This window comes from Pseudarthrobacter quantipunctorum (assembly GCF_045291495.1).
GTDB classification, from domain to species: Bacteria; Actinomycetota; Actinomycetes; order Actinomycetales; family Micrococcaceae; genus Arthrobacter; species Arthrobacter quantipunctorum.
On sequence record NZ_CP148033.1, the window covers coordinates 2,715,137 to 2,737,964 of the forward strand.

Below are 22,828 nucleotides of genomic sequence, written 5' to 3' on the forward strand. Positions count from 1 at the left end.
TGGGTCAGACCCTGTTTTCGGGGGGCAGCGCCACCTGGATTTTCCGGGCCTTGCCGCGGCCCACCACGTAGCCCCGGCCCGGGATGAAGTCCGGGCTGACCCGGCCCAGCGAGGTGTTGAGCAGGCTGTCGCCTTCGATGTCGCCGGGGTTCATCAGCAGCCCGCGGCGGCCGGATTTGAACGGCTGGGCAAGGGACCAGGCAGAGGACCAGGTGGAGGTTTCGGACTCCCCCACCACCCACTGGTCCGCCTTGATGGATGCGGTCACCAGCTGTGCGATGCCCGATTCCGCCAGGGTGTCAGTGAACTCCGTGAGGCCTTCGATGAAGATGCCCAGGGCCCCTGGATTCCCGGAGGAGTGTTCAACCAGGTCCTCCACCACCTCGGCGAGGTCGTCCGCGCCCACTATGGAACGGCTCCAGATGGGCAGGGAGGCGACGGCGGAGCGCCGCGATCCGATGTAGATCAGCTCTGCGTCCGGGCTGGACCTGCGCAGCGCGTAGGCGAGCGTCACCAGGGCCACCGTACGCCCCGAGCCCGGAGGGCCGGCCAGGAGCAGCGGTCCCCTGGCCAGGATCTCGGCGGGCTGCAGCGTTTCGTCGTCGACGCCAATGACCGGAAGGCCCTGGCTGCCGGCGGGCAGGACCTCCAGGTCCACCTGTTCCGGAAGCCTCTCGATGACGGGGGCGGCATCCAGTCCCTGGCGTTGCATGGCTTCACTGAGCTTGTGCACCTCGCGGGCCTGCAGCGCAAGGTTGGAGTTCCCGCCGAGGACTGCCAGCTGGACTTCGAGCCCGTCCAGCAGTCCGCGTCCGGGGGGCGAGGCGGCGTTGAGGACGTCCCGGGGCACATCCAGGGACAGGTAGTCGTCCTCGGAGGACAGCCGCAGCACCAGGCGGCGCTGGATGGACGCGAGCAGCGACGCCGGCACGGCATTCGGCCTGTCGCCGGTGACCACCAGGTGGATGCCGACGGCACGGCCGTCAGTGGCCAGCTGGAGGAAGATGTCCCACAGCGCGGAGAGCCTGCTGTGTTCGTAGGCCTCGCGGAACGCGGACATGCCGTCCACCAGCACGAAGATGCGCTTTTCGTCAGGCCTGTTGGCGAGCTTGCGGTATTCGACGATAGTGGCGGCGCGGACCTCGGCGAACCGGGCGGAGCGCTGCTCCGCGATGTCCCGCAGCAGGCGCAGGAGGCGCCCGACGCGTTCGACGTCGTCGCCGTTGATGATGCCGCCCACGTGGGGAAGCTCTTCCAGCATCCTCAGCCCGGAGGAGCCGCAGTCGATGCCGTACACGTGCACCGGCCCGCCGCGCGGCGTGATGGCCGCGGCAATGGCGATGCCGCGCAGCGCAGCGGACTTTCCTGACCCGCCGGTGCCGTAGATGGCCATGTTCCCGTCCTTGTCGGGTTCGTAGAACACGGTGGGCTGTGACTGGCGGGCGGGGTCGTCGGCAACGCCGAGGAGGAGCTGTTCGTCCGTGCGGGGGTTCGGCAGCCTGGAAAAGTCATACGTCTTGGCCAGTTCGTCCAGCCAGGGCTTGCGCGGGGCGTTGATGGAGAGAGTGTCGGCGGCGCGGACGATCGTTGCGGTCATCCTGGCAATGTCGTTGGGGCCGGTGGGCTCTGCCGCTTCGGGTTTCTCCGGAGCCGGCGCCTCCCAGCTGGGTCCCGAGCCGAAGGCCATCTCGACAACGTCGATCTGCGGCCGCTGCGGCTTCTCCGTGGTCCAGCCGCCCGCGTAGCCGGTCTGGAAGCCCTGGATCCGGCCCGGGCCGGTCTTCGCGGCGCCGCGGCCGGGAATGGACGGATCGAAATACGCGGCGTCCGGCACGCCCAGGATGTCCGTGGCGTCGTCCTCATCAGCCATCCGCAGGGCCACCCGCAGGTTGGTGTTGGCCCGCAGGCTGTCCTTGATGACGCCCGCCGGGCGCTGGGTTGCAAGGATGAGGTGCAGCCCCAGGGACCGCCCGCGGGCTGCGACGTCCACAACGCCGTCAACGAATTCAGGCACCTCGTTGGCCAGTGCCGCAAACTCATCGACGACGATCACCAGGTACGGCGGCGCGTCGGGGTCGGCCTCGCGCTGCAGGGCCAGCAGGTCCTTGGCCTTCTTCCGGTTCAGCAGGTGCTCGCGGTAGTGCAGTTCGGCGCGCAGCGAGGTCAGGGCACGCCGGACCAGGTGCGGCGAAAGGTCGGTCACCAGGCCCACGGTATGGGGCAGGTTGATGCAGTCGGCGAACGCGGCGCCGCCCTTGTAATCCACGAACAGGAAACTCACCCGGTCCGGACTGTAGGCGGCGGCCATTCCCATGACCCAGGACTGCAGGAATTCGGACTTGCCCGCACCGGTGGTGCCGCCCACCAGCGCGTGCGGCCCCTCGTTCTTCAGGTCCAGGTACAGCGGTTCGACGCCCTTGGAGCCCACCAAAGCGCGCAGGGTTCCGTTGTCCTTGCGGTTGGCCACGGCGCTCGCGTGCACGGAGTTGTTTTCCGTCCAGCGTTCGGCGACGGACTGGGGGTTGTCCAGGAAGTCCTTGCCAATCAGGGTGGCATAGGAAACAGCCCGCGGAAGGTCGGAGTCGTCGTTCACGGGCTTGCCCACATCCATGACGGGCGCCAGCATCCTGGCCAGCTGGGCAGCCAGGTCCGCGTCAACGCTTTCGCAGCTGACGGGGTACGTGTGCCTGCCCAGGCGGACCTGCCCGGTGGTGGTGCCGTGGTCGCCGTCCACCACCATGAAGTCGCGGCAGGCTGCGGGAAGCGACTGGATATCGGTGGCCACCCAGATCACGTGGACGCCGGAGTCAGGGCCGCGCTCTGCAAGCCGGGTGAGCCGGCCGCGGTCCACCGGTGCGTCGTCCTCCACGATCACCAATACGGCCGGCAGCACCGGTTCCGCCACGTCATGCTTCGCGGGGTCAAGTTCCGGCCGGAGGTCGGCGCCGGACCGTTTGGCCGCCGCTTCCCTGGCGTCGAGGAGGTCCTCGAGCCGGGCCAGCAGGGATGCCCCGCCGGCCGAGCCGGCTGCCAGGTGGTCGCCGGCGAGGGGGCTGTGGCCCGAGCCCACGTGCGGCAGCCACTGCAGCCAGTTCCACCGTTCCCGCGACTGGGCTGAGGTGATGGCCGTGAGGACCACTTCCGCGGGCGAGTGGAGCCCCACGAGCTGCAGCACCATGCCGCGGGCCACGTCATCCACCAGGCCGCGGGCACCGGCAACGCCCAGGGAGCCGGAGGTCCGCAGCTGCGAGACCACGGGAACGCCTTCAATGTCGCGGAACTGCTTCAGGCAGTCCTGGATTTCCCTGGCGTACTGGACCTCTGTGTCGTTGTTCTGCGGCTCCTCAAGGAGGACCCGGGAAGGTGCCGTGCCCAGGCCGAACCGGAGGCCCAGGAACCCGCGGTGTTCCGGGCGGTGGGTCCACAGCAGAGGACCCAGTTTGTAGATGGCGTCAACGGTGTCGCTCACAGAAGGGGCCTCCTGGAGCCGGACGGCGCGTTCCACCTGCTGCAGTTCAGTGAGGTCCTGGCGGAAGGCGGCCATGGAGGCGCGGAACTGCTTGAGCTGTTCCTTCTGCTGGCGCCTGGTCCGCATCTTCTGGTCCACGTAATGGCCCAGGATGAACAGCGGCATCATGAGCATGAACAGCACCGAGAGCGGGTTGCCGGTCACGGCAAAGATCACGGCGCCCATCATCAGCGGGGCGATCATCATGATGTAGGGGAACGGGTTGTCCTCGGGCGGTTTGGGTCCGGACGGGACCACGCGCTTTGGCTCCTCGAAGCGGGGAACCACCCGGGGTGAGCGGTTGAAGCTGACCAGGGGCGACGTCGGTGCTGCCGCGTGGCTGTGCCCCAGCGGCACCACGGTCACGGTGGTGTCCCCCAGGGTGACCGTGTCCGAGGAATTCAGGGTGGCACGGGTGACCGGAAGCCCGTCCATCAAAAGTCCGTTGGCGGAGTTGGTGTCCACGATTTCCACGCCGTCGCCCACCGTGATCCGAGCGTGCCGCTTGGACGTCAGGGGGTCCGAGAGCCGGATGTCCACGCCCCGGTCCCGGCCGATATAGCTGGTGCCGGTGGGCAGGGAGAACTCCCGGCCGGCGTCAGGGCCGGAGAGGACCCGGAGGGTGGCCGCGGCCGGACCGCGGCCCGCGCCGGGCACGTCGAACTGCGTGCTCACCTGTGCCAGCGACACCACGGAGCCGGGGCGCAGGCCGGACTCCAGGAGGTTGTCGGTCCTGGTGAGCATGTTCCCGCTCAGGCCCGCGCCCACGAAGGCTTCCTCGATCCGCAGGGAGAGGTTGTCCGGGGCCGGGGTGCCCTTGCGCCCCGGGTCCGCGGCCCAGAGCACGGCAGCGGTATCGGCCACCGTGGCCAGGCCGTCCACCGTGACGGCCAGGTCCTTGGTTTCCGCAGGATCCCTGCGAAGGGTCAGGCGTATCCTCATCCTTCGTCCACGCCCCTCATCCGCTCCAGCAGGTACAGGTCCTCAGGGGTCACCAGGTGCGACGTCACGGCGTGCTCCACCAGCCGGGCGCGCCGGTTGGTGGCCAGTTTGCCGCCGCCTCCCCGCAGTCCCACCACACCCACGCGGTCGAGTTTGTCGCATACATTGTCCAGCTTCCGGTTGAAGCGGGTCAGGGCCCAGCCCAGGGTCTTGGCGGCTGCGGCCGAGGAGGGAATGGCGCTGAAGCCGGTTCCTTCCCTCCGCAGCATGGGTTCGGCGAGCGCCACGATGAGGGCTTTCTGGGAGTCCGTGAACACCACCGGGCCGATGGTGGTGTCGCCGTTGCTGTCGCCCTCGCGCGACTCCTGCCGGAAGGCCGGCGTCTTCAGGTGCACCGCGAACTCGTAGGTGGTGGGCCCGGCGGTGAAGATGATGTTGGTGTGGCTGAAGACCAGCGGGATCCGAGCGCCCGGTGAAAGCCAGGCCTGCATTCCGCCGGAGGCGTCCGCCACCGTTGCCGAAAGCATGCTGCCCACGTTGCTGAGCCACCAGATCCCGTCGTAGCGGGCCACCTGCAGGAACTGCCGGTGCAGATACGGGTTGTCGTCAACTTCGAGGTCGCCTTCACGGCCGATGTTGAAGACGTCCTCGTCCGATGGCTCGTACCACTCACCACAGAAATCTATTGCTAGATCCCCCATTTTCTGTGCCTCCTCGTTGGGCAAAACTTCATCGGGCAAAATTTCCTGGACAAGCTGCCGGCCGGCAACCTGCCGTTCGGCCATAGCGTGTTGCGTCGCTGCGCTGCTGTTGCTGTGCTGCTGTTTTCTGGTATGGGCATCGGCTCATGGGCCGGTGCAGGCAATGGAGCCTTCCTCCAGCGGGGAGAATGCCCCGTCTGACCGCACGATCATGACCTGGATGCAGGTCTCCCCCGATGGATTGGCCGTGACCTTGACCGGCGGCTGGTCGATGGACTGGTATTCGCCGCCGCCGCCAATGGTGTAGACCCGCCACTTGTACGTGTCTCCCTCTTTGGGCTGCGGGTTCACCCAGGTGAAGGAGGCATTGCCGTCCCCTGCCGCTGTCCCGGTGAGGCCTTCGACGTCCGGCACGGTGCCGTTGTCCAGCGCATCGGCCGGCGGCCTGCTGGCCTGCTGGGTCTCCACTGCCGCAGGCTTTTCGGGCGAGGCGTTCGCCACCACCAGGCCCACCACCGCAGAGACAGCCAACAGCGTGCCGCCCGAGATTGCCAGCCAAAGGTTGCGCTTCCCGTGGTCCGTGACGGGACCCGCAGCTGCCGGCTCCTCCACCCTGGCCGGGCGGTGGACGGTAGCGTCCGCGGCGTCGGCGCCAGCGGCCGGACGGCTTCCGGGCAGCGTGCCCTCATCCCGGCTTGTACCGGCGTTGCCGCCGGAACCGCGCAGGACAGTTGCGTTGGCCCACTCCTGCGGCTGCGGGGCCGGGGCGGGTGAGGGCTGGAACGGAGCGGGGGCCTGCGTCGGGGTAAAGCGCGACGGCGGGGCCTCGGCTGCGGTGCCCTGCCCGCCCCGATCCTGCCCGCCGCCGCTTTGGCCGCCGGCCTGGGGCCAGGTGCGCGCCGGGAAGGTGGGGGCGCTGCCGGTCCGTTCCGGATCAATGGCCGCGATGCTCCGGACCCGGGTCTCCTCGACGCCGTCGTCCAGCTGGCTGTCCTCGTGGTGCGGCTCTTCCAGCACTTCAAAGGGGGTGACGGAGAGGTTGAGTTCCGCCTGGATGCGCTGCAGGGCCAGGGCGAAGGCGTGCGCGGAGGAGTAGCGGGACTGCGGCGACTTAGCCATCGCGGTGGAGAGGGCAAGCTCCAGGGACTCGGGGACGTCAGCGCGGCCCAAACGCGGCACGGGCGTATTGCTGATGCGGTTGATCAGTTCCCGCTGCGAGTTGTCCGCCCCCGGCAGCACAAACGGCGACCGCCCTGCCAGCAGGGTGTAGAGCGTGGCGCCGAGGGCCCATACATCCACCATGACCCCGTCCACCGCACCGTCGGTGAACTGCTCGGGCGGTGACCAGGGGATGGACATCCCTGAATCTTCGTCGGCGTCCCCCGCCAGGGTGCCGGAGATGCCGAAGTCCGTGAGGGCAGGGCGGTTGTAGTCCGTGACCAGGATGTTGGCGGGTTTGATGTCGCGGTGGGCAATGCCGGCGCGGTGGGCCGTTTCGACGGCGGAGGCCACCTGGATGCCGACGGCCAGGACTTCATCCACGCTGAACCGCTGCCTGCGGTACCGGACGTCCAGGCTGGGCCGGGAGCAGTACTCCATCGCCAGGTACGAGTGTCCGTCGTCGGTCACTTCCGCTTCAAAGATGGTGACAATGTACGGATGCGAGGACAGCTGGGCCATCAGGTTCGCCTCGGATTCGAACCTGCGGCGGGCACCCTCCGTCTTCAGGTCCGAGAGCAGCACCTTGACTGCAACCTTGCGGCGCGGCCGGTCCTGTTCGTACAGGTAGACGTCGGAGAAACCGCCGGAGCCGAGCAGGCTGATGTACGTGAACCCCTGGATGCGGGGAGGCGGCGCGACGGGCCGTTTGGAACTCAAGGAATCTCCTCAAAACGCAGCGAGATGTTGTCGCCCAGTTCAGCGACGTCACCATCGAGCAGGATGGCCATCTCGTTCTGTGCCAGGCGGCGGGGAGACTGGCCTTCACGCACCAGGACCGTACCGTTCGTGGCCTTGAGGTCGCAGAGCATGACGTGCCAGCCCTCCAGACGGACCTCCACATGGGACCGGGAGATATCGCCTTCGGGGCTTGGAACCTGGACCAGCCGGGGCATGACGCCGCCCTGGACCCGGGACACGGACGGCTGCCGTCCGATGACCAGTGACTGGTCGAGGTCCAGAAGTTCCCCGGTGGACATCCGCACCCGTCCCAGCCGGGGGCGGGGCACCTGGACGGCGTCCGGGAGCAGCGCGGCGCCGCACGCGGCGCACTGCGCCCGGGTGGGCGGGTTGGCATGTCCCTGGCTGCAGACCCTGGCAAGGACGGTGGGCCCGGCCGCCGGGTCGTCCGCCACCGGCCTGGCGGTCTGTCCGGCTGGGGACGCGATGCTGCTCTTCATGACTGTCTGGCCGTCGTGGTCAGCGTCGAAGGCCGCGCCGCCAGGATGGGCGTGTTGCACGGCAGCGGCGGGCGCAGCTCCACCGGCCGCGGACGGCGGGGCACCCGCTGCGGACGGCAGGACGCCAGCCGGTGCCGGGGCGGGCCGTGGCTCGGCGCTGGCGTGCGGGACATTTACCTGCGGGGCGCTGCCCTGCGGAGCATTTACTTGCGGGGCGCCTCCCTCGGCGTTGCCCCCAGCTTTCTTCCACGGAACGGAGTCGATGAGCACCCCGGCAGCGGGGCGAGGCACCGCAAAGGCGGGAGTGCCGGAAGCTACGGAAGGGGCAGCCGGCGCTTCTGCGGCCGGCGCAGCTGCCGGCGTCGGAAGTTCCTGTCCGTCGGGCTGCCCGGGGACGGGGGATGCGGCCTGTTCCCCAGCCTCCGCGCCTGCGTCGGGTGTCCCGTCGATTTCCGCTTCGGCGTCGTCCCGCACCGCAGCGTCCTCGATGCTCCGCACGACAGTCCGTTCCCACAGGTGGTCGTAGGAACTGGTGTGGTCGCTGGCGGGGGTCGCCGTCTCACCGGAAGTTACCAGCTCCGCGGGAACGGATCCCGCCTGCTGGAATTCTGCCTGATGGGCCTCCGCCAACTGGGCTCCCGCCGGAAGTGCGTCTGCCGCCGCGGAGCCGGATGAAGGCCCATGACCAAGCCCGGTCTCCGCGCCGGAGTCCCCCAGTTCAACGTGCGCGTCGTCATATTCCGCCTGCGCGTCGCTGTCCTCCGGTTCCAGGTGCACGCCGCCGCCCGGCAGGTCGTCGTCGTCGAGCACGCCAACGACAGTCTCGGCCGAGGCTCCATGTTCCGGCGCAACGGTCTCCGCCGACGCCTCGTGATCCGGCGCAATGGTCAGCTCCGCCGAGCCGTCGGCATCGGTATCCGCCTCCCTGACGTCGGCGATGCCTTCGGAGTCCACCACAACAGAGGCCGGGGGTGCTGAGGGCGGTGAGAGTTCCGGCTGGCGCGGGGCCAGGACCAGCGCCAGCGACTGCAGCAGGACAACACCCTCCCCCAGCGGCAGTTCCGGCTGCCCTGCGGAGCCGGCAGCCGGAATGGCAAGCCGGCACGCCCCCGGGAGGGCAAAACGGCGCTCGTTCCAGGTGGTGACGTCCCGCCCGTCGAGCTCCACGCTGCCGTCCGGCAGGTCTACTGCGAGGTCGAGGTCGCCGCGGAGGAACACGCGCAAGGGTCCGGTGGCTTCGATGATGCCAAAGGACGGCATCTGCGCCAGCGAGCCTCCCGAACTGCTGGTGACGGCGTGGAGTACCTCATGGACTTCGGGATCGGTGCCCAGCAGGTCCCACACGGCACCCGCGAGGGCCGGCGGAGTATCGGGGCCGAGGAGGACGGCGGTGCGTCCACGGACTATTCCCAGCCAGGTGCCCGGAACGTAGCTAGTGCCGGTCATCGGAGGGCTTCCCGTCCTGGTCCGCGGCATCGTTGCTGCCGTGTTGGGGCTCAGCCTGCGCCGCCGGTGCCTTTTGTCCCTGCTCCGCCTGCGCCTTCTGTCCCGCCTGCGCCCGGGGCAGCGTATCTTCGTCCACTGCGTCGGGGTCGCGACGGGGTGCGGTGGTGGCTGCTCCGGCGTCGTTCAGGACATTCCTGGCGTCAACCACGATCACCGTGATGTTGTCGCTGCCCCCGCTCCGGAGCGCGGCCTGGATCAGGGCGTCGGCGGCGTCCTGCGGATCTCCCACCGTGCTGAGGATGCGGAGGATGTGCTCGTCCGTCAGCTCGCCGGTGAGGCCGTCCGAGCAGACCAGGACCCGGTCGCCTTCCTCCACGGGAAGCAGCCAGTAATCGGCCTCGGTCTCGTCTCCCGTGCCAAGCGCGCGGGTCACAACGTGGCGGCGCGGGTGCACGGTGGCTTGTTTGGCGGTGATCTCGCCCGCGTCCACAAGTTCCTGCACCTCGGAGTGGTCCACGCTGATCTGTTCAAACCGGCCCTGGCTGAGGCGGTAGGTGCGGGAATCTCCGATGTTCATGACCAGCCAGTACGGCATGCCCATCTGTTCCACCACCACGGCTCCGGCCAGGGTGGTTCCGGCGCGTGCGCCGGTGGCCTCGCGGATGGAGGTGTCCGCCTGGAGCAGGTACTGCTGCAGGATGGCTGCGGTGACGCTCCGTTCACCGGTGGCGAGCTGCGGTATCGCAGCGAGGGCCCGGACGCACATGCCGGAGGCCACTTCACCGGCCTCATGGCCTCCCATCCCGTCCGCCACGGCAAACACAGGATCGGAAGCGATGTAGGAGTCCTCGTTCAGCTCCCGGCGGAGTCCCCGGTCTGTCCCGTAGCCGTAGCTCAGGCTGAGGCCCGGCTGGAAGGTGGAGGGAACGCTAGCGGGCTGTTGGTTCATGCCTGTCCTAGGTAAAAGGTCCGGTCTCCGAAGTGGACACTGGATCCCGGCGTAACGAAAGTGGGGACCCCCGGGGCAAGGGGTGTCCTGGCGCCGTTGGGGGTGGTTACGGCGCTGCCGTTGGTGGAGTTCCGGTCCGTCACCCAGATCCCCGCGCCGTCGGTCAGCAGGTGGAGATGGGTTTTGGAAATAGAGCGGCCGGGGTCGTCGACGGCTAGCAGCTGGGCGTGCTGCTCGCCGGCCTGGCCCACGGGGTTGCGGCCCACCAGGACGCTCCGGTCCAGCTGGAAGTCCCGGCCGTCGTCCAGCCGGATGCGCAGCACAGCCAGAGGCGCCGGGCCGCCGGAACCCGGACGCACCTGGGTGCGTTCGACGTCGTCGTCCACCTGGTACTGCCCACCCTGGACGGGGACAGGCTGGCTTACGGGAACAGACTGGCCGGCGGGCGCATCAGCTGCCGGCGGCGCGAAGGACGCCGGCGCGCCGTAGGGCATGGTCTGCGACGGCGTCCGGGCGGGCGGGGAACTTGCGGAAGGGACAGCCGGCGCCGCCTGCCCCGCAGCGGACTGGGGACCAGCCACCGGGGACAGCACCTGCTGCACAGGGGGAAGGTCCAGCGGGGCGAAGCTGTACGGGCCCTGGATGCCGCCGGTGGTGATGGGATCGCGGCCGGCCTTCACATCGAAGACGAGGGCCTTGGCTGCTTTGTCGTGCCAGCCGCGCAGGCCACTGTTCTTGTCCCAGTGGTTGGACACCACCACCAGCACAGCCCAGGCAGCGCCGGCTAACACCAGGGGCGCAAGGATGAACAGGGCGGGTTCGAACCACCTGAAGACCACTACAAGGACAGCGGCCAGCAACGAAAGGATGATCCCGGCACCGGTAATAAGTCCGCGGAGGAACACGGTGCCGGCGCCCGGCGCATAGCCGTCGTTGTCCGTGCTGCGGATCCCCATCAGCAGGTTCCCGGGCGTCTTGCCTGTCCGGGCCTCGATTCCCATGACAGCAAAGAGGTACACAACTGTCAGTCCCAGGCCGATGCCGCCGGACAAGACCAGTGACGCCGTGTCATAGGTGATGTATTGGCCGCTGCGGGTACGGGTGATCCCGGCAAAGCCGATAGCGAACGTCACCACCAGGACAGCCAGCGGCGGCAGCCAGTCAATGACGGCAGCGCCAAGCCGCTTGCCGGCCGTGGCCGGAACAAGCTGAAGGTTCACTCCCATTCCCGTTCCTCCCCCTGGGACGGCAACCGACTGCGCGGTGAAACCGCCGGCGCTCCCCCGCCCGGTGCCTGCGTGTGCTGGATCCGCAGCCTGGGATGCCGGGGATCTTTGTACTACCGGGATAGTACCGGGAATCCCTGTTCCATGGGCAGCCGGAGCCCCCGGCAGGGGTTCACCGCCGGCGGTCCCGCCGGGGTGCAGGGTTCGGTTGCTGCGTGCCGCACGGTTGGGCAGGGGCGCTCCGCAGGAGGTGCAGAACGCCGCCCCCGCGCGGATGGACTGCCTGCACCGGGGGCATGTCTGAAGATCCGCCGTCACGGTGCCGTGGGTCCCTTCGTGGGAGGTCCCTGCATGGGAGGTTCCGGCGTCGTGCGGTCCTGCTCCGCAGTCCCCTGCGGCGCTTTCCCCTCCTGCGCAGTCCCCTGCGGTACAGTCCCCTGCGGCGCTGGGGCTGCCGTGCCCTTACGACGCCGGGACGCCGGGTTGAGTGCGCGGAGGGACGGAAGTGCCAGCGGGCCCCGCAGGGCCAGGGCGTTCCGCGCGTCCGCCAGGAGCGAGCGCGGCGAGAACCTCGCCTGCTGCCGGCGCCAGAAGCCCGCCGTCGAGGTCATCTCCTTCAGGGAGCTGTCCACGATGGTCCAGTACTCGCGAACCTCGTCCTCGCTCGGCTGGCCCGCGCCAAAGATGGACGCGTCCGCACGCCTGGCCAGCACGGTGGTGGTGCTGCCCGCTGCGGGAAAAGCCTCGGCAAGGACTGCGGCGCTTTCGCGGCGGGTGGCCCGGGAATCAACCGCCGCGCCCATGTCCGTGGCCAAACTGACTACCTCGCTCCAGCCACCGCCCACACGCTGCGCAGGGTGGCCCTCGGTGAACCGCGACTTCCGCCGCCGGGATTTGAGCAGTGCGATCAGCAGCAGCGGCAGCGCCAGGACAGCCAGCGGGATCAGGACGATGCCCAGCGCGCCCAGCAGGGCACCCCAGAAGAGCCAGGGGTTGTTTTTCTTCTCATCGGCGTCCAGCGCGTCCGGTGACGAGTCCGGCGGGAGATCCGCCGGTTCCTGCGGCGGGGGCGGCGGCTGCAGCACCTGCGGTTTGGGCTTGGACTTGTTCTCCGGATCCGGCGGGATGGGGATGTTGTCCTTGGGAGGGGTGGGATCGAAGCTCACCCAGCCAACCCGTTCAAACGCCACTTCAACCCAGGCGTGGACGTCCTTGCCGGTAATCCTGACCTCGCCCGCACCGTTTTCGGGGCTGGTGGGTTCAGGGTAGAAACCCATCACCACACGGGACGGGATGCCGAGGTGGCGCAGCATCAGGGACATGGCCACGGCGTACTGCTCATCGTCGCCGAGCATCTGCTTGGCCGTGAGGAGGTTCCTGATCCGGGCAGATCCGTGCCCGGAGACGCTGGGCAGCTGGCCTTCGCTGACCAGCCCATTGCTGAAGGCTCCGGTCTTCTGGAAATGGGCCTCAATCTGGCGCACCCGGTCAATGGGCGTGGGCGCATCGGAGGAGAGGTCGTTGGCCTGCGACCCCACCACCGGGGGCACTTCCACGGCATCGGGAAGGGACAGTTTCGCGAAGTGGTACTGCGCCAACTGCCCGTGTTCCAACTTCACGGGGTCCGATACCTGGACCCTGTATGAGTCGCCGCGGGAGAGCCCGTTGGTGGTAACGGCGGTGTCGGTGCCGGAGTTGAAGTAGAGGCCCGACGCCGCGGCTGAGGCGGAGTCGTCGAAGCTCAGTCCGGTGGTCTTGCGGCCGCCGGGAACAAAGAAGCCCTGGTAGTCCTCAACTGTGATGTTGATGGCGTAATCGTTGGTGGGAACAGCGCCCGAGGTATCGGCGAGGGTGTTGATCGATTCGGTGTCCCCCACTTTGCTGAAGTTGCCCGAACCGTTCGGGTCCATTGTGTAGTTGGTGCCGTTGAAGGCATCCAGTGCCCCCAGCCGCACGCGGCCGTCGCGGGGCAGGCCCTTGACCACGAACAGGGTGTCGTCCTTCTTGTCCTTTACGAAGGTCCGGAAGCTGGCGAGGGGTGTGATGTAGTCCTTGGGGTCGAACGGCGGGACCACGACGTTCCGGAGGACTTTCCGGTCGTTGCCCGCCGTCACCAGCGGTGCGGCGAGCGCCGTCACGGCCACGCTGACGGCGATGACGCCTGCCGCCATTCCCAGCCGGCGGAGCCTGGCACGGTGGGCGGTGGCCGTGTCCGTCTGCGGGTTGTTGACGGAAACCCTTCGGGTGGAGTTCTTCCGGAGCGCGTCCCTGCGGAAGGTGGCCCAGGCGATCCCCAGCACGGTGAGGCCGATGCCGCGTTCCACAGTGAGGAAGGCGGCGTTGGTGCTGAAAGCGATGCCGGTGACGAACAGGACCAGCACCGGCAGGAGGGGGAAGTAAGGGCTTCGAAGCCGCCAGGTCAGGATGGCGGCCACCAGCGCGGTGATCATGGAGCTCAGGAACGGAACGATCAGCACACCGCCCGCCGTACCCACGGGTACGCCGACCGTCAGCATGTCCTTCCAGGCGAACACGATGCCCAGCAGGAGGGTGCGGAGTGAGTCCAGGGTGGGGACGAAACCGGCGATGGCGGAATCCGGAACGGCCAGCAGCGTGCCGAAGACCAGGTAGGCGCCCAGGGCCAGAGCCGTGGTGATGAGCAGCCCCAGGCGCAGGTGCGCGTTCAGGGCGCCCAGTGCCAGCCCCAGGATAATTCCGCCGAAGCCGGACAGCAGGTAATAGGGGTCGCCGCCGAAACTGAGCCCAAACCCGAGCAGGCCCAGCCCGAGAAGCACCGTCAGCGCGCCGGCGTCGAGCATGAAGTGCCACAACGGCTGCCCGTTGGCAAAGGCGGAGTCCGCCTGCTCCCGGGGTGCGGTGCGGATGGTGCGGGATTGTTTGGGGCGGGATTGTTTGGGGCGGGTTTGTTTGGTGCGGGGGCGCGTGCTGCGCGGGCGCATGTTCTCTGTGGAGCTCATGCTGCGGCCTTTCTCAGCACAATGGCCAGGTCAGTCAGGTCGCCGAGCGTCAGCACGGTGAGGTCTGCGATGTTTGCCCGCGTGGGCGAGGCGCCGGCCTCTACGCGGACCGCGAGGCTGCGGACTCCCGGCGGCACGGAGGCTCCTGCGGAACGCAGCTGCGTGGCGGTCACGTTGCTGCCCACCACAAAAAACACCACGGAAGCGTTGGGGACGGTGTCCGCCAGGGTCCTGGCGAGGTCGACGGCGGTCCGCCGCATGGGAGCGCCGACGATCCGGGTCATGTCGTCCAGCAGGTTCCGCCCGGTTTCGCAGCGCAGCGGGCCTTTCTGGGTGAGGACGTCCAGCTCGCGCTGCTCACGGATGGCTTGCCTGCCGATGGAGGCGGCGGCGGAGATGGCCATCTCGAACTCGGTTTCCGACGCGTATTCGTCGGTGTTGATGGACAGTGAGATGGCCAAGTGGGCGCGGCGGGTTTCCTCGAACTGGCGCACCATGAGTTTGTTGGTCCGTGCCGTTGTTTTCCAGTGGATGTGCCGCCGGTCATCCCCCGGCACGTAGTCGCGCAGCGCGTGGAAGGATACGTCGGCGCTGGAGAGGTCCGTGGTGGGCATGCCTTCGAGGTCCCGGATGAATCCGGCAGCCGATCCGGCAAGTGCCACTGTGCGCGGGTGGACGAACAGGTCCTCGGGTTCGGTCCAGAGGACCTGGCGGCGCAAAAGGTGCAGCGGGTCTGCCCGTACCGACCTGACGGGGCCCACGACAATCACGGCACGGCGCGCGGTGGGAATGGTGAAGAGGTCCTCGTGGACCTGCTGCGGTTTCATCCGCGGGAGGTGGAACACGGCGGTGGCACTGCCCACCGGCAGTTCCAGGGCTGCCGGCAGCAGCGGGCGGGCAGAAGTGTTGGACACCGCGATACTTCCAACAGCACTGTCCCCCACCGCCACCCGGGTGCGGGCCAGGTCAAGGACTACGCCGTAGGACGAGCGGCCCAGGACGAACGCCACCGCAATCACGAACATCACGAACGCCGCGATGGCAGCTGCCTTGGCCTCCTGCCAGCCGAACGCCTGCCCTGTTGCCCAGAGCAGGATGGCGGCCGCGAGGACCGACCAGCCCAGGACGCTGACCACTGACAGCACGGGCCAGGCATACGTCAGCCACACGGTCCGGACGGCACGCCAGGCGGGCGCCGACGCCATGGCTGCGGTGTTCCTGGCCTCGGCCCAGACGGCTGAGGGGTGCAGGGCGCCGGGACTGCCGTTCCTGGCGAAGGGTTGCTTCAGACGCTCCGTGAGCCGGGTCAACGGGGTGCCGCTGGACATATGTGTGCCTTCGTTGTTGCGTGGAAAGTGGTGGGGTCCGGGCCGGGGGTCAGGCGTTGGTGCGCTGCTGGGGAGCTGCGATGTCCGCCAGGATCCGCGTCAGTACTGCCTCAGCGGTGGCTCCGGAGAACTCCGCTTCGGGATCCATGACAAAGCGGTGGGTCCACACCACGGGAGCCAGTTCCTTGATGTCGTCCGGAAGGACGAAGTTCCTGCCCTGCCCGGCTGCCCAGACCTTTGCTGCCCGGACCATGGCCAGGGCGCCACGCACGGAGACGCCAAGACGGGTTTCGGGGGCGTTGCGGGTCTCTTCGCAGAGCCTGGAGATGTACTCCAGCACAGCGGTATCCACGTGGACGGTGGCAGCGAGGTCTGCCATGTCGGCCACCGCCTGGGTGGTGATGACGGCGGAGAGTTCCTGGGACCGGTCCTTGAGGTTGGAGCCACCCAGCAACCGGACGGTGGAGGCGTGGTCCGGGTAGCCAATGGAGGTCTTGATCAGGAAGCGGTCCAGCTGCGCCTCCGGCAAACGGTAGGTGCCGGCCTGCTCGATGGGGTTCTGCGTGGCCATCACCATGAACGGGCGTCCTGCCTCATAGGTGACGCCGTCCACCGTGACCCGGGACTCTTCCATGACTTCCAGCAGCGCCGACTGGGTCTTCGGCGAGGCGCGGTTGATTTCGTCCGCGAGGACGATGTTGTTGAAGATCGGGCCCTTGTGGAATTCGAACTTCTGCGTCTTCTGGTCGTAGATGGTCACACCGGTGACGTCCGAAGGCAGCAGGTCCGGGGTGAACTGGATGCGGTTGTTGGAGCCCTGCACGGTGGCGGCCAGTGCCCGGGCCAGGGAGGTCTTGCCGGTGCCGGGCGCGTCCTCGAACAGCACGTGCCCCTCGGCAAGCATGGCCGTGAAGGTGAGCCGGATGACGTGCTCCTTGCCCAGCACGGCCTGGCCCACGTTGGCAACGAGCTTCTCGAAGGTGTCTGCAAACCAGGCGGCCTGCTCGGGGGTCATGGTCATGGTGTGGCTTCTTCCTTCTCAAGGTTTCAAGTTCTTGCTGGGGCCCGGAAGGCCGGGCCCCAGCGTCGCGGAGGTGGTGGACTAGCGGTTTGGCATGCCATTGGGCGGGTTGCACCCAAGGTTCGAGGTGTCGCAACGGATCCAGTTGCCAGCCGCCATGCCGGAGGTCAGGTGGTACCAGATGCCGCTGGGGTTGTTGGACGTCTTGTACCAGACCTGGTAGCGGTCCGTCGTTGCTGCAGCCCCGGCGTCCAGCCACTTGCCCTCGCCGTTGCACTGTGACGGGTTGCCGGCGACGTAGCTGTCGGTCCCCTTGCGGGGTTCGGTGCAGCTGCGGACCGGGGTTGCCGTGATGTTCCACGAGGTGGGTACGGGAGGCGGCGGTTCCGCGCCACTGCGGGACGTATCGCTGCCGATCCGGCCGGGCTGGCCGGCACTGATGGCACGAACCCGGAGAGTGTGCGTCTCGCTGAACCCTACGGTCTTGGAGAAGCGCCGCTCCTGCGTGTCCTGCCAGTTGCCGCCGTCCAGGCTGTACTGGTAACCGGTCACCGCGCGGCCGTTACCGTCCGGCTGGTTCCACGTCCAGGACACCGTCCTGTCCCCAACGCCGCTGCTATTGCTGCCAGTAACGGTCGGAGCGAAGGCGAGGCCGTAGGGATTGACGGAGTTCGATGCAGGGCTGGCATCGCCGGCCGTAGAGCTGCGGGACGACACGGCCCACACCACAACGGCCGTCTGGGTGCCGTTGGCTGCCGCCACAGTGCCGCCGCCTGCAGGAATATTGCCGCTGCCCCCACCCGACGTCAGGCTGTACTTGTACGTAATCTCGTCGGCGGTCGAACCGTTGCGCTGGGCAGCGGTCAATACCGGGAACCGGACATCGATCTTTCCGCCATTCCCTCCTGTGTCCACCAGTGTTGCAGTCGGCGTGCCTACCATGCCCGGCTTGCCTACGGCCCGGATGGCTGCCGATTGGGCGCTTGTGCCGCTGGTTCCCGCCTTGTTCGTGGCGGACACGGTAAAGGTGTAGTTCGTTTCGGAGTTGTCCACCGTCACGTTCTGCGAAGTACCGGTGACCTGCTGGCTGGCCACCACCGCGCCGCCCCGGAGGGTGGTCAGGGTGTAGGCGGAGACGGCGTCGCCGTTGTTGTTCGGCGCCGCCCAGCTCACCTTCAGCTGGCTCTGCGACCCCACTGAACCCGCCTGCGCCGCAGACGGCGCAGCAGGTGTGGCCGGCGCGCCGGCAGGAACCTCGGCTGCAGAGTACGGGCTCCACTCGGACGGTTCCTTGGCATCATTGCGCGCCAGGACCCGGACTTTGTAGGAGACGCCGTTCTGCAGTCCCTTCCAGACGTAGCTGACCGCTGTCAGGTTCTGGATCTGGGCGTTCTGCCCGGCGGGAGGGGGCGAAATCTCCAGGTCATAGGACTTCACCGGTGAGCCCTTGCTGGCAGGGGCAGACCAGTTGATGGACAGCTCCTTGTCGCCGAACTTCATGGACGGCGCCAGCGGGGTGTCGGGCTTCACGTCGGGACGCACTTCGGCAGAAGCCGGCGACCTGTCCGACTCGCCAAACTCGTTGGTTGCCGTGACCTGGAAGTGGTACTTGGTGTTGTTGACCAGCCCGTTGAGCGTGCACGTGTTGGCCGGGCAATCCTGCTCGAACCCGTTCTCGCCGTACACGGTGTACGTGGTGATGGGCGAGCCACGGTCTGCGGGCGCCGTCCAGTTCAGGAGGGCCGTCTGGTCCCCCACGCTCTGGGCCTGCGGGGTGGCGGGGGCCTGCGGCTTGTCCTTGACCGTAAGGCGGACGCGGGCTGTTGCCTGGCGGGAGGGGTCCTCCGTCTTGTCCGCCACGGTGTAGGAGACCACCATGGTCCCGGTGAAGCCCGGCGCGGGCGTGACCGTAATGGAATCGCCGTTCACGTCCACGTTGCCGCTGCCGGTTTCCGCGGCGGCCGCAATGATTTTCAGCGGCGTCTCCGGGAACGGGTTGGCGTCGTTGGCAAGCACATTCACCGTCACGGGTTTGCCCGCGGCAACGTTGTCCTGCACGTCGTCGTTCGCCACCGGCTTCGGCCGGTTGGAGGCAGTCACCTTCAGCTGGAAGGTGGCAGTAGCTTCAAGCCCGCGGGGATCCCTGGCCTTGACCTGGACAGCGGCGGTGGTTCCGGAGCCGCTTGAATCGGCCGCGGAGACCTTGAGGGTCCTGCCGTCGATGCTGGCGTTGAACCCGGCAGGCGCTCCGCCCACCAGTTCGTACTTCATCTTTTCGACGTCGTCCGCGTCCGGGTCCGAGGTCAGCTTGCCCAGGTCGGCGCTGGCGGAGTCCCCCTTGGGCACGTCCACGTTTGCGCCCAGCAGCTCAGGCGGATTGTTCTTGTTGGGGTCGGGCAGGACCTTGGTGCGGATGCTGAGGGTGGATTTGAGGCCTTCGGGGTCGTCCGGGCCGGTACCGTCCGTGACCTCGAAGGTGAGCGAGCCGGGACCCACATAGTCGGTGCCGGCCGTGTACTTCAGGCCCGTGCCGTCAGCGATGACAGGATCGCCGCCGTCTGCACCGATGAGCTTGATGCGGTCGGTCTGGGTGAGCCGCGGCGAGCGGCCTTCACGCACCTTGACCCACTCGTCGAGGTCAACGTCCGCTGATTGCCCGGCGACGACCTCGATGACTTCGTCCTTGGCCAGGGTGGGCACCTGCTGGCCGAGGCCCGGCACCCAGATCACGGCCGTGGACTGCTGGCCGTCAACATCCTCCACGTTGTACGGGATGAGCTGCGGCTGCTCGGTGAGGTCAACGATCATGGTGCCGTCCGGCCCGGGCCTGGCGGTGGCGGCCTCGGTGCTGATCTTCAGGTTTTCACCGACGCCGTCGGGGTCCTCGTCGTTCTTCAGGACGGGGACATCCACGGCGGTCTTCCCCATGGTCTGGGCGGAGGTCACCCTGTCATCACGGGCGACGGGTGCCTTGAGGGGCACCTCGTTGTCCACCACCACGCGGATGGTGGCCTGCGCGGTGGCGTCCCGGTCGTCGGCGATGGTGTAGCGGACGTTGACGGTTCCGGCTTCTTCCGGCGCCAGCAGGATGATCCGGCCACTGGTTTTGCTCACGGTGGCCTGCAGCGCGGGGTCGGCTTCGATGCCGTCGCTGAGGATGCGGATGAGGTCGCCGTCGGGGTCGGTATCGTTGCCGGTGGCGTCGACGGCGATCTGGCGGCCCGGGCGGACCCTTACCTCGTCGTCCACGGGGGTGGGTTTCTGGTTGACCTCGCCGCGGGGCGCGATGCCCACGGTGACGGTGCCGGTGTTAACGGCGCCCTGCCGGTCCACCACCTTGTAGCGGAACGTGTCGGTTCCGGCGCCGTCACCGGCAGCCGTGAAATCGATGAAGTTGCTGCCCACGGAAGCCGTTCCCATCGACGGCGTGCTGTCGATGCCGGTCAGCTGGACCGAGTCGCCGTCCGGATCGATGCCGTCCAGGGGGACGGGAATGCGCACTGTGCCGGCGGCCACCACACGGGCAGTCAGGTTGCGCGGCTGCGGGCGGGAGTTTTCGGCACCTTCGAGCGGAAGGATGTGGATGGTCACCGCGGCGGCGCTCTTCTGGCCTTGCGGGTCCACGGCGTTATAAATGGCACGGACCGTCTTGGGCTGCGGGCCGGCGATGAACCTCAGGGTGTTCTCGGAGACGAAGCTCTTTCCGTCCACGGGGTCCACGCCTTGTGGCAGGACAGGATCCACCGTGAGCTCCTGGCCCTGCGGGTGGGTGTCGTTTTCGAGTACGGGGATGGTGACGACGTCGTTGACCCGTACGTTGACCTCGTCAGGTTTCGGCTGGGGTGCTTCCACGACGGCGGGGGCCGGGACGGGGACCACGGAGACGCTGCCCGTGGCCGACTTCTTCCCGTTGGACATGGTGTATTCGAAGAGGATCGGGTCCTTGGTCCCCAGGATGTCGGTGATGCGCAGGACACCGTGGTTGATCACGCTGACGGACGCGGTCGAGTTTTCGGGCAGTTTCACGGACTGCAGCACCAGGACGCCGCCGGAGGGGTCTGAGTCGTTGGCCAGCGGGTCCAGCAGCACGCTGCCGCCGGTGGGCATCAGGGCCACGTCGTGGACGGCGACGGGGTCGCCGGCCTCGTCTCCGGATTCCACGTCAACCCGGATGAGCCCCTGGCTGCTTTGCGGGCCGTTGCTGGCGATGTACGTCAGGTAGACCGGACCGGGGGTGGTGCTGCGGAAAGTGAACGTGCCGCCGTCGGTCACAGGGCCCAGGTCCGCGGGGCCGTTGGCTTCGACCTGTGCCAGGCGGAGCGCGCCGCCGTTGGGGTCCACGTCGTTCTTCAGCGGAGAGATGACCAGGTCCTGGCCCACCACCGCCGTGACGTGGTCGGCGTTGACCACCGGTGCAAGGGCTCCCGGCGGCTGGACGTTGACCACGACTCTTCCGGTGACGGTGTCCCGGCCGTCCCAGATGGTGACTTCCACGGTCTTCTTGCCGGCTGTCGCTCCGGAGTCCTGGAAGGTGAGCAGGCCGTCACGCCGGACCTTCACCTGGTCCTGGTCGTTGTCTGCCTTTGCGTCGAGCAGCACCAGGTCGTCGCCGTCGGGATCGATCCAGTCCGTGAGGATGTTCTGGCTGACTGTCTTGCCCTGCTCAACGAGCATGGTGGTGGCGTTATCGCCGCGCTTGAACTGCGGCGGCTTGTTTTCGTCGGCACCAACCACGCTGAGCGTGACCTGGCCGGTTGCGGAGAGGCCGCGGCCGTCGGAGGCGCTGTAGCTGAATGTTTCAGTGCCGGGTTTCGCGTCAGCGGGAACCGAGACCTGGAAGGCGGTGCCGCCGTAGATGTTTTGAAGGCTCCCGGCCTGGGGTCCGGAGGTTCCCACGGCCGCGGTGAGCACGTCGCCGTCGGGGTCCGAATCGTTGTCCAGGACGCTGAGGATGGTGGTGCGTCCGGGGCGCACCCCGACGGCGTCGGGCTTGGTTTCCGGCGGACGGTTGGGTTTGGTGCGGTCCGGGAGGACGTTGATGGTGTTGTTGTCCGCGGACTCCTGGTCCTGCTCGTCGGACTCGTTCTTCGGCGGAACGACGTCGTCCCAGTTGTTGACCAGCTGCATGTTCTGGTTGACCAGCCACACGTTGCCGGAGTTCACGTCGTTCAGGACCACCAGGTCCCGGTTGACCCGGAAAACGTACGACGGCGAAGCACTCGCCTTGGGCACGTCGACGTTCTTGTCATCGGCATCGTTCACGCAGTCCCGGACATATTTGTTCGCCCCGGACCACGCCGCATGCACGCACCCGCCCAACTGGACGGGCGCAGCCGGCACACCCTCGCCGTCGAACGTCACCGTGTTTGCCGTGGACCCGTCCAGCGGCTGTTTCAGCAACGCCTTCTGGGTGGAAATGGCAACAAAGCCGCTGGCGGGTCCGCCCTGCTGCAGTTTGGCCTCGCGCGCATTGTCCAGCTGCAGGCGCTTGCCGCCCGGCAGGAACAGCTTTCCGGCGGCCGCATCGAGGAGAACCGGGCTGTCCCCCACTACCGTGATCTGCAGGTCCCCAGCACCCTTAAGCTCCGCCCAGGTCTCGGACTCCGAAGACGTCACTTCACCGTTGGCCTCGACGGCCGTCACCGTCACAACACCGGATTTGGGGTCTGCTGAATAAATCCGGTCATCATCGCCCACCGCCGAGACGATGCCCTCCGAACCCACCATGACAGGCTCGGACGATTCCTCGTCAAAACCGTTGACCGTGGACGGTGACACCGCCCACACCTTGCCCGATGCCGCGTCCGTCACCGAGATCACCTCGGAGCCGAAACTGACGTCCGCCGATCCGGGCAGCTGCTTGTCCCCGCCCAGCCGCATGTTCGCCGGCGACACCTGGTTGAGCGTTGAGCCCGTCTCATCGTCGACGAAGACATCACCGGCGTCCTGCAGGATGTCGAACGTCGTGGAAGCAGGCGTTACCGCTCCATCAAGGACACGCGAGGGATAATTGAGCCGCCCCACCGCGTTCTTGGACTTAGAGACCACCCACACGCCGCCGTCGTTCAGCTCCACCTCGGTGGTCTTGAACCCCGGATAGAGCACGGCGCCGGTCACCACGACAGCCACGGCTACACCAAAAGCGGTGCCGTTGACGATCTTTTTGTGGCGCCGTTTGAGCCCAAGTTTCCCCAGCAGACTTGTCACAGCGTAAATTCCCTCAGATTGTTGCGGTGGCCCCAGGCCAGGCACATGGAAACCCGGTATTGGGCTCTCCATTCCCGCGCAAGCCTACCCAAGAGCGGGTAGGGCCGCGATGGGGAGCCCTAC

The 22,828-nt window shown here is 67.7% G+C and carries 10 protein-coding genes and 1 pseudogene; all 11 read right to left on the minus strand.

Annotation, left to right across the window (positions count from 1 at the left end):
• Positions 1–4 precede the first annotated feature (4 nt).
• A complete protein-coding gene (locus tag WHH00_RS12360) occupies positions 5–4,450 on the minus strand; it encodes an FtsK/SpoIIIE domain-containing protein (RefSeq protein ID WP_406633133.1) in 4,446 nt (1,481 codons plus the stop codon).
• Positions 4,447–5,151, minus strand: coding sequence for a hypothetical protein (locus WHH00_RS12365; RefSeq protein WP_231454414.1), 705 nt, complete (start codon positions 5,149–5,151; stop codon positions 4,447–4,449). Before WHH00_RS12365 ends, WHH00_RS12360 begins: the two co-directional genes overlap by 4 nt.
• A gap of 144 nt (positions 5,152–5,295) precedes the next feature.
• Positions 5,296–7,029, minus strand: coding sequence for a serine/threonine-protein kinase (locus WHH00_RS12370; RefSeq protein WP_406633134.1), 1,734 nt, complete (start codon positions 7,027–7,029; stop codon positions 5,296–5,298).
• Positions 7,026–8,996, minus strand: coding sequence for a hypothetical protein (locus WHH00_RS12375; protein WP_406633136.1), 1,971 nt, complete (start codon positions 8,994–8,996; stop codon positions 7,026–7,028). The genes WHH00_RS12370 and WHH00_RS12375 overlap by 4 nt, the downstream gene beginning before the upstream one ends.
• The gene (locus tag WHH00_RS12380) at positions 8,983–9,945 is read right to left on the minus strand and encodes a PP2C family protein-serine/threonine phosphatase (RefSeq protein WP_406633138.1); all 963 of its coding nucleotides are present in this window, start codon (positions 9,943–9,945) and stop codon (positions 8,983–8,985) included. The genes WHH00_RS12375 and WHH00_RS12380 overlap by 14 nt, the downstream gene beginning before the upstream one ends.
• Positions 9,942–11,171, minus strand: a complete 1,230-nt coding sequence (locus tag WHH00_RS12385) for an RDD family protein (protein WP_406638593.1) — start codon at positions 11,169–11,171, stop codon at positions 9,942–9,944. Before WHH00_RS12385 ends, WHH00_RS12380 begins: the two co-directional genes overlap by 4 nt.
• Positions 11,172–11,408: 237 nt before the next feature.
• Positions 11,409–11,489 (minus strand): annotated as a pseudogene (locus WHH00_RS12390) (zinc-ribbon domain-containing protein); the annotation flags it as partial.
• Complete coding sequence (locus WHH00_RS12395) at positions 11,486–14,149, minus strand: transglutaminase domain-containing protein (RefSeq protein ID WP_406633140.1); 2,664 nt, start codon at positions 14,147–14,149, stop codon at positions 11,486–11,488. The pseudogene WHH00_RS12390 and the gene WHH00_RS12395, both read right to left, overlap by 4 nt.
• Entirely contained in the window at positions 14,146–15,477 is a 1,332-nt protein-coding gene (locus WHH00_RS12400) for a DUF58 domain-containing protein (protein ID WP_406633142.1), read from the minus strand. Before WHH00_RS12400 ends, WHH00_RS12395 begins: the two co-directional genes overlap by 4 nt.
• A 49-nt stretch (positions 15,478–15,526) precedes the next feature.
• Positions 15,527–16,498, minus strand: a complete 972-nt coding sequence (locus WHH00_RS12405) for a MoxR family ATPase (RefSeq protein ID WP_188809275.1) — start codon at positions 16,496–16,498, stop codon at positions 15,527–15,529.
• A gap of 81 nt (positions 16,499–16,579) precedes the next feature.
• Positions 16,580–22,705 carry an Ig-like domain-containing protein gene (locus WHH00_RS12410; RefSeq protein WP_406633145.1) on the minus strand — a complete coding sequence of 2,042 codons (6,126 nt, stop codon included), beginning with the start codon at positions 22,703–22,705 and terminating at the stop codon, positions 16,580–16,582.
• Positions 22,706–22,828: the final 123 nt, after the last annotated feature.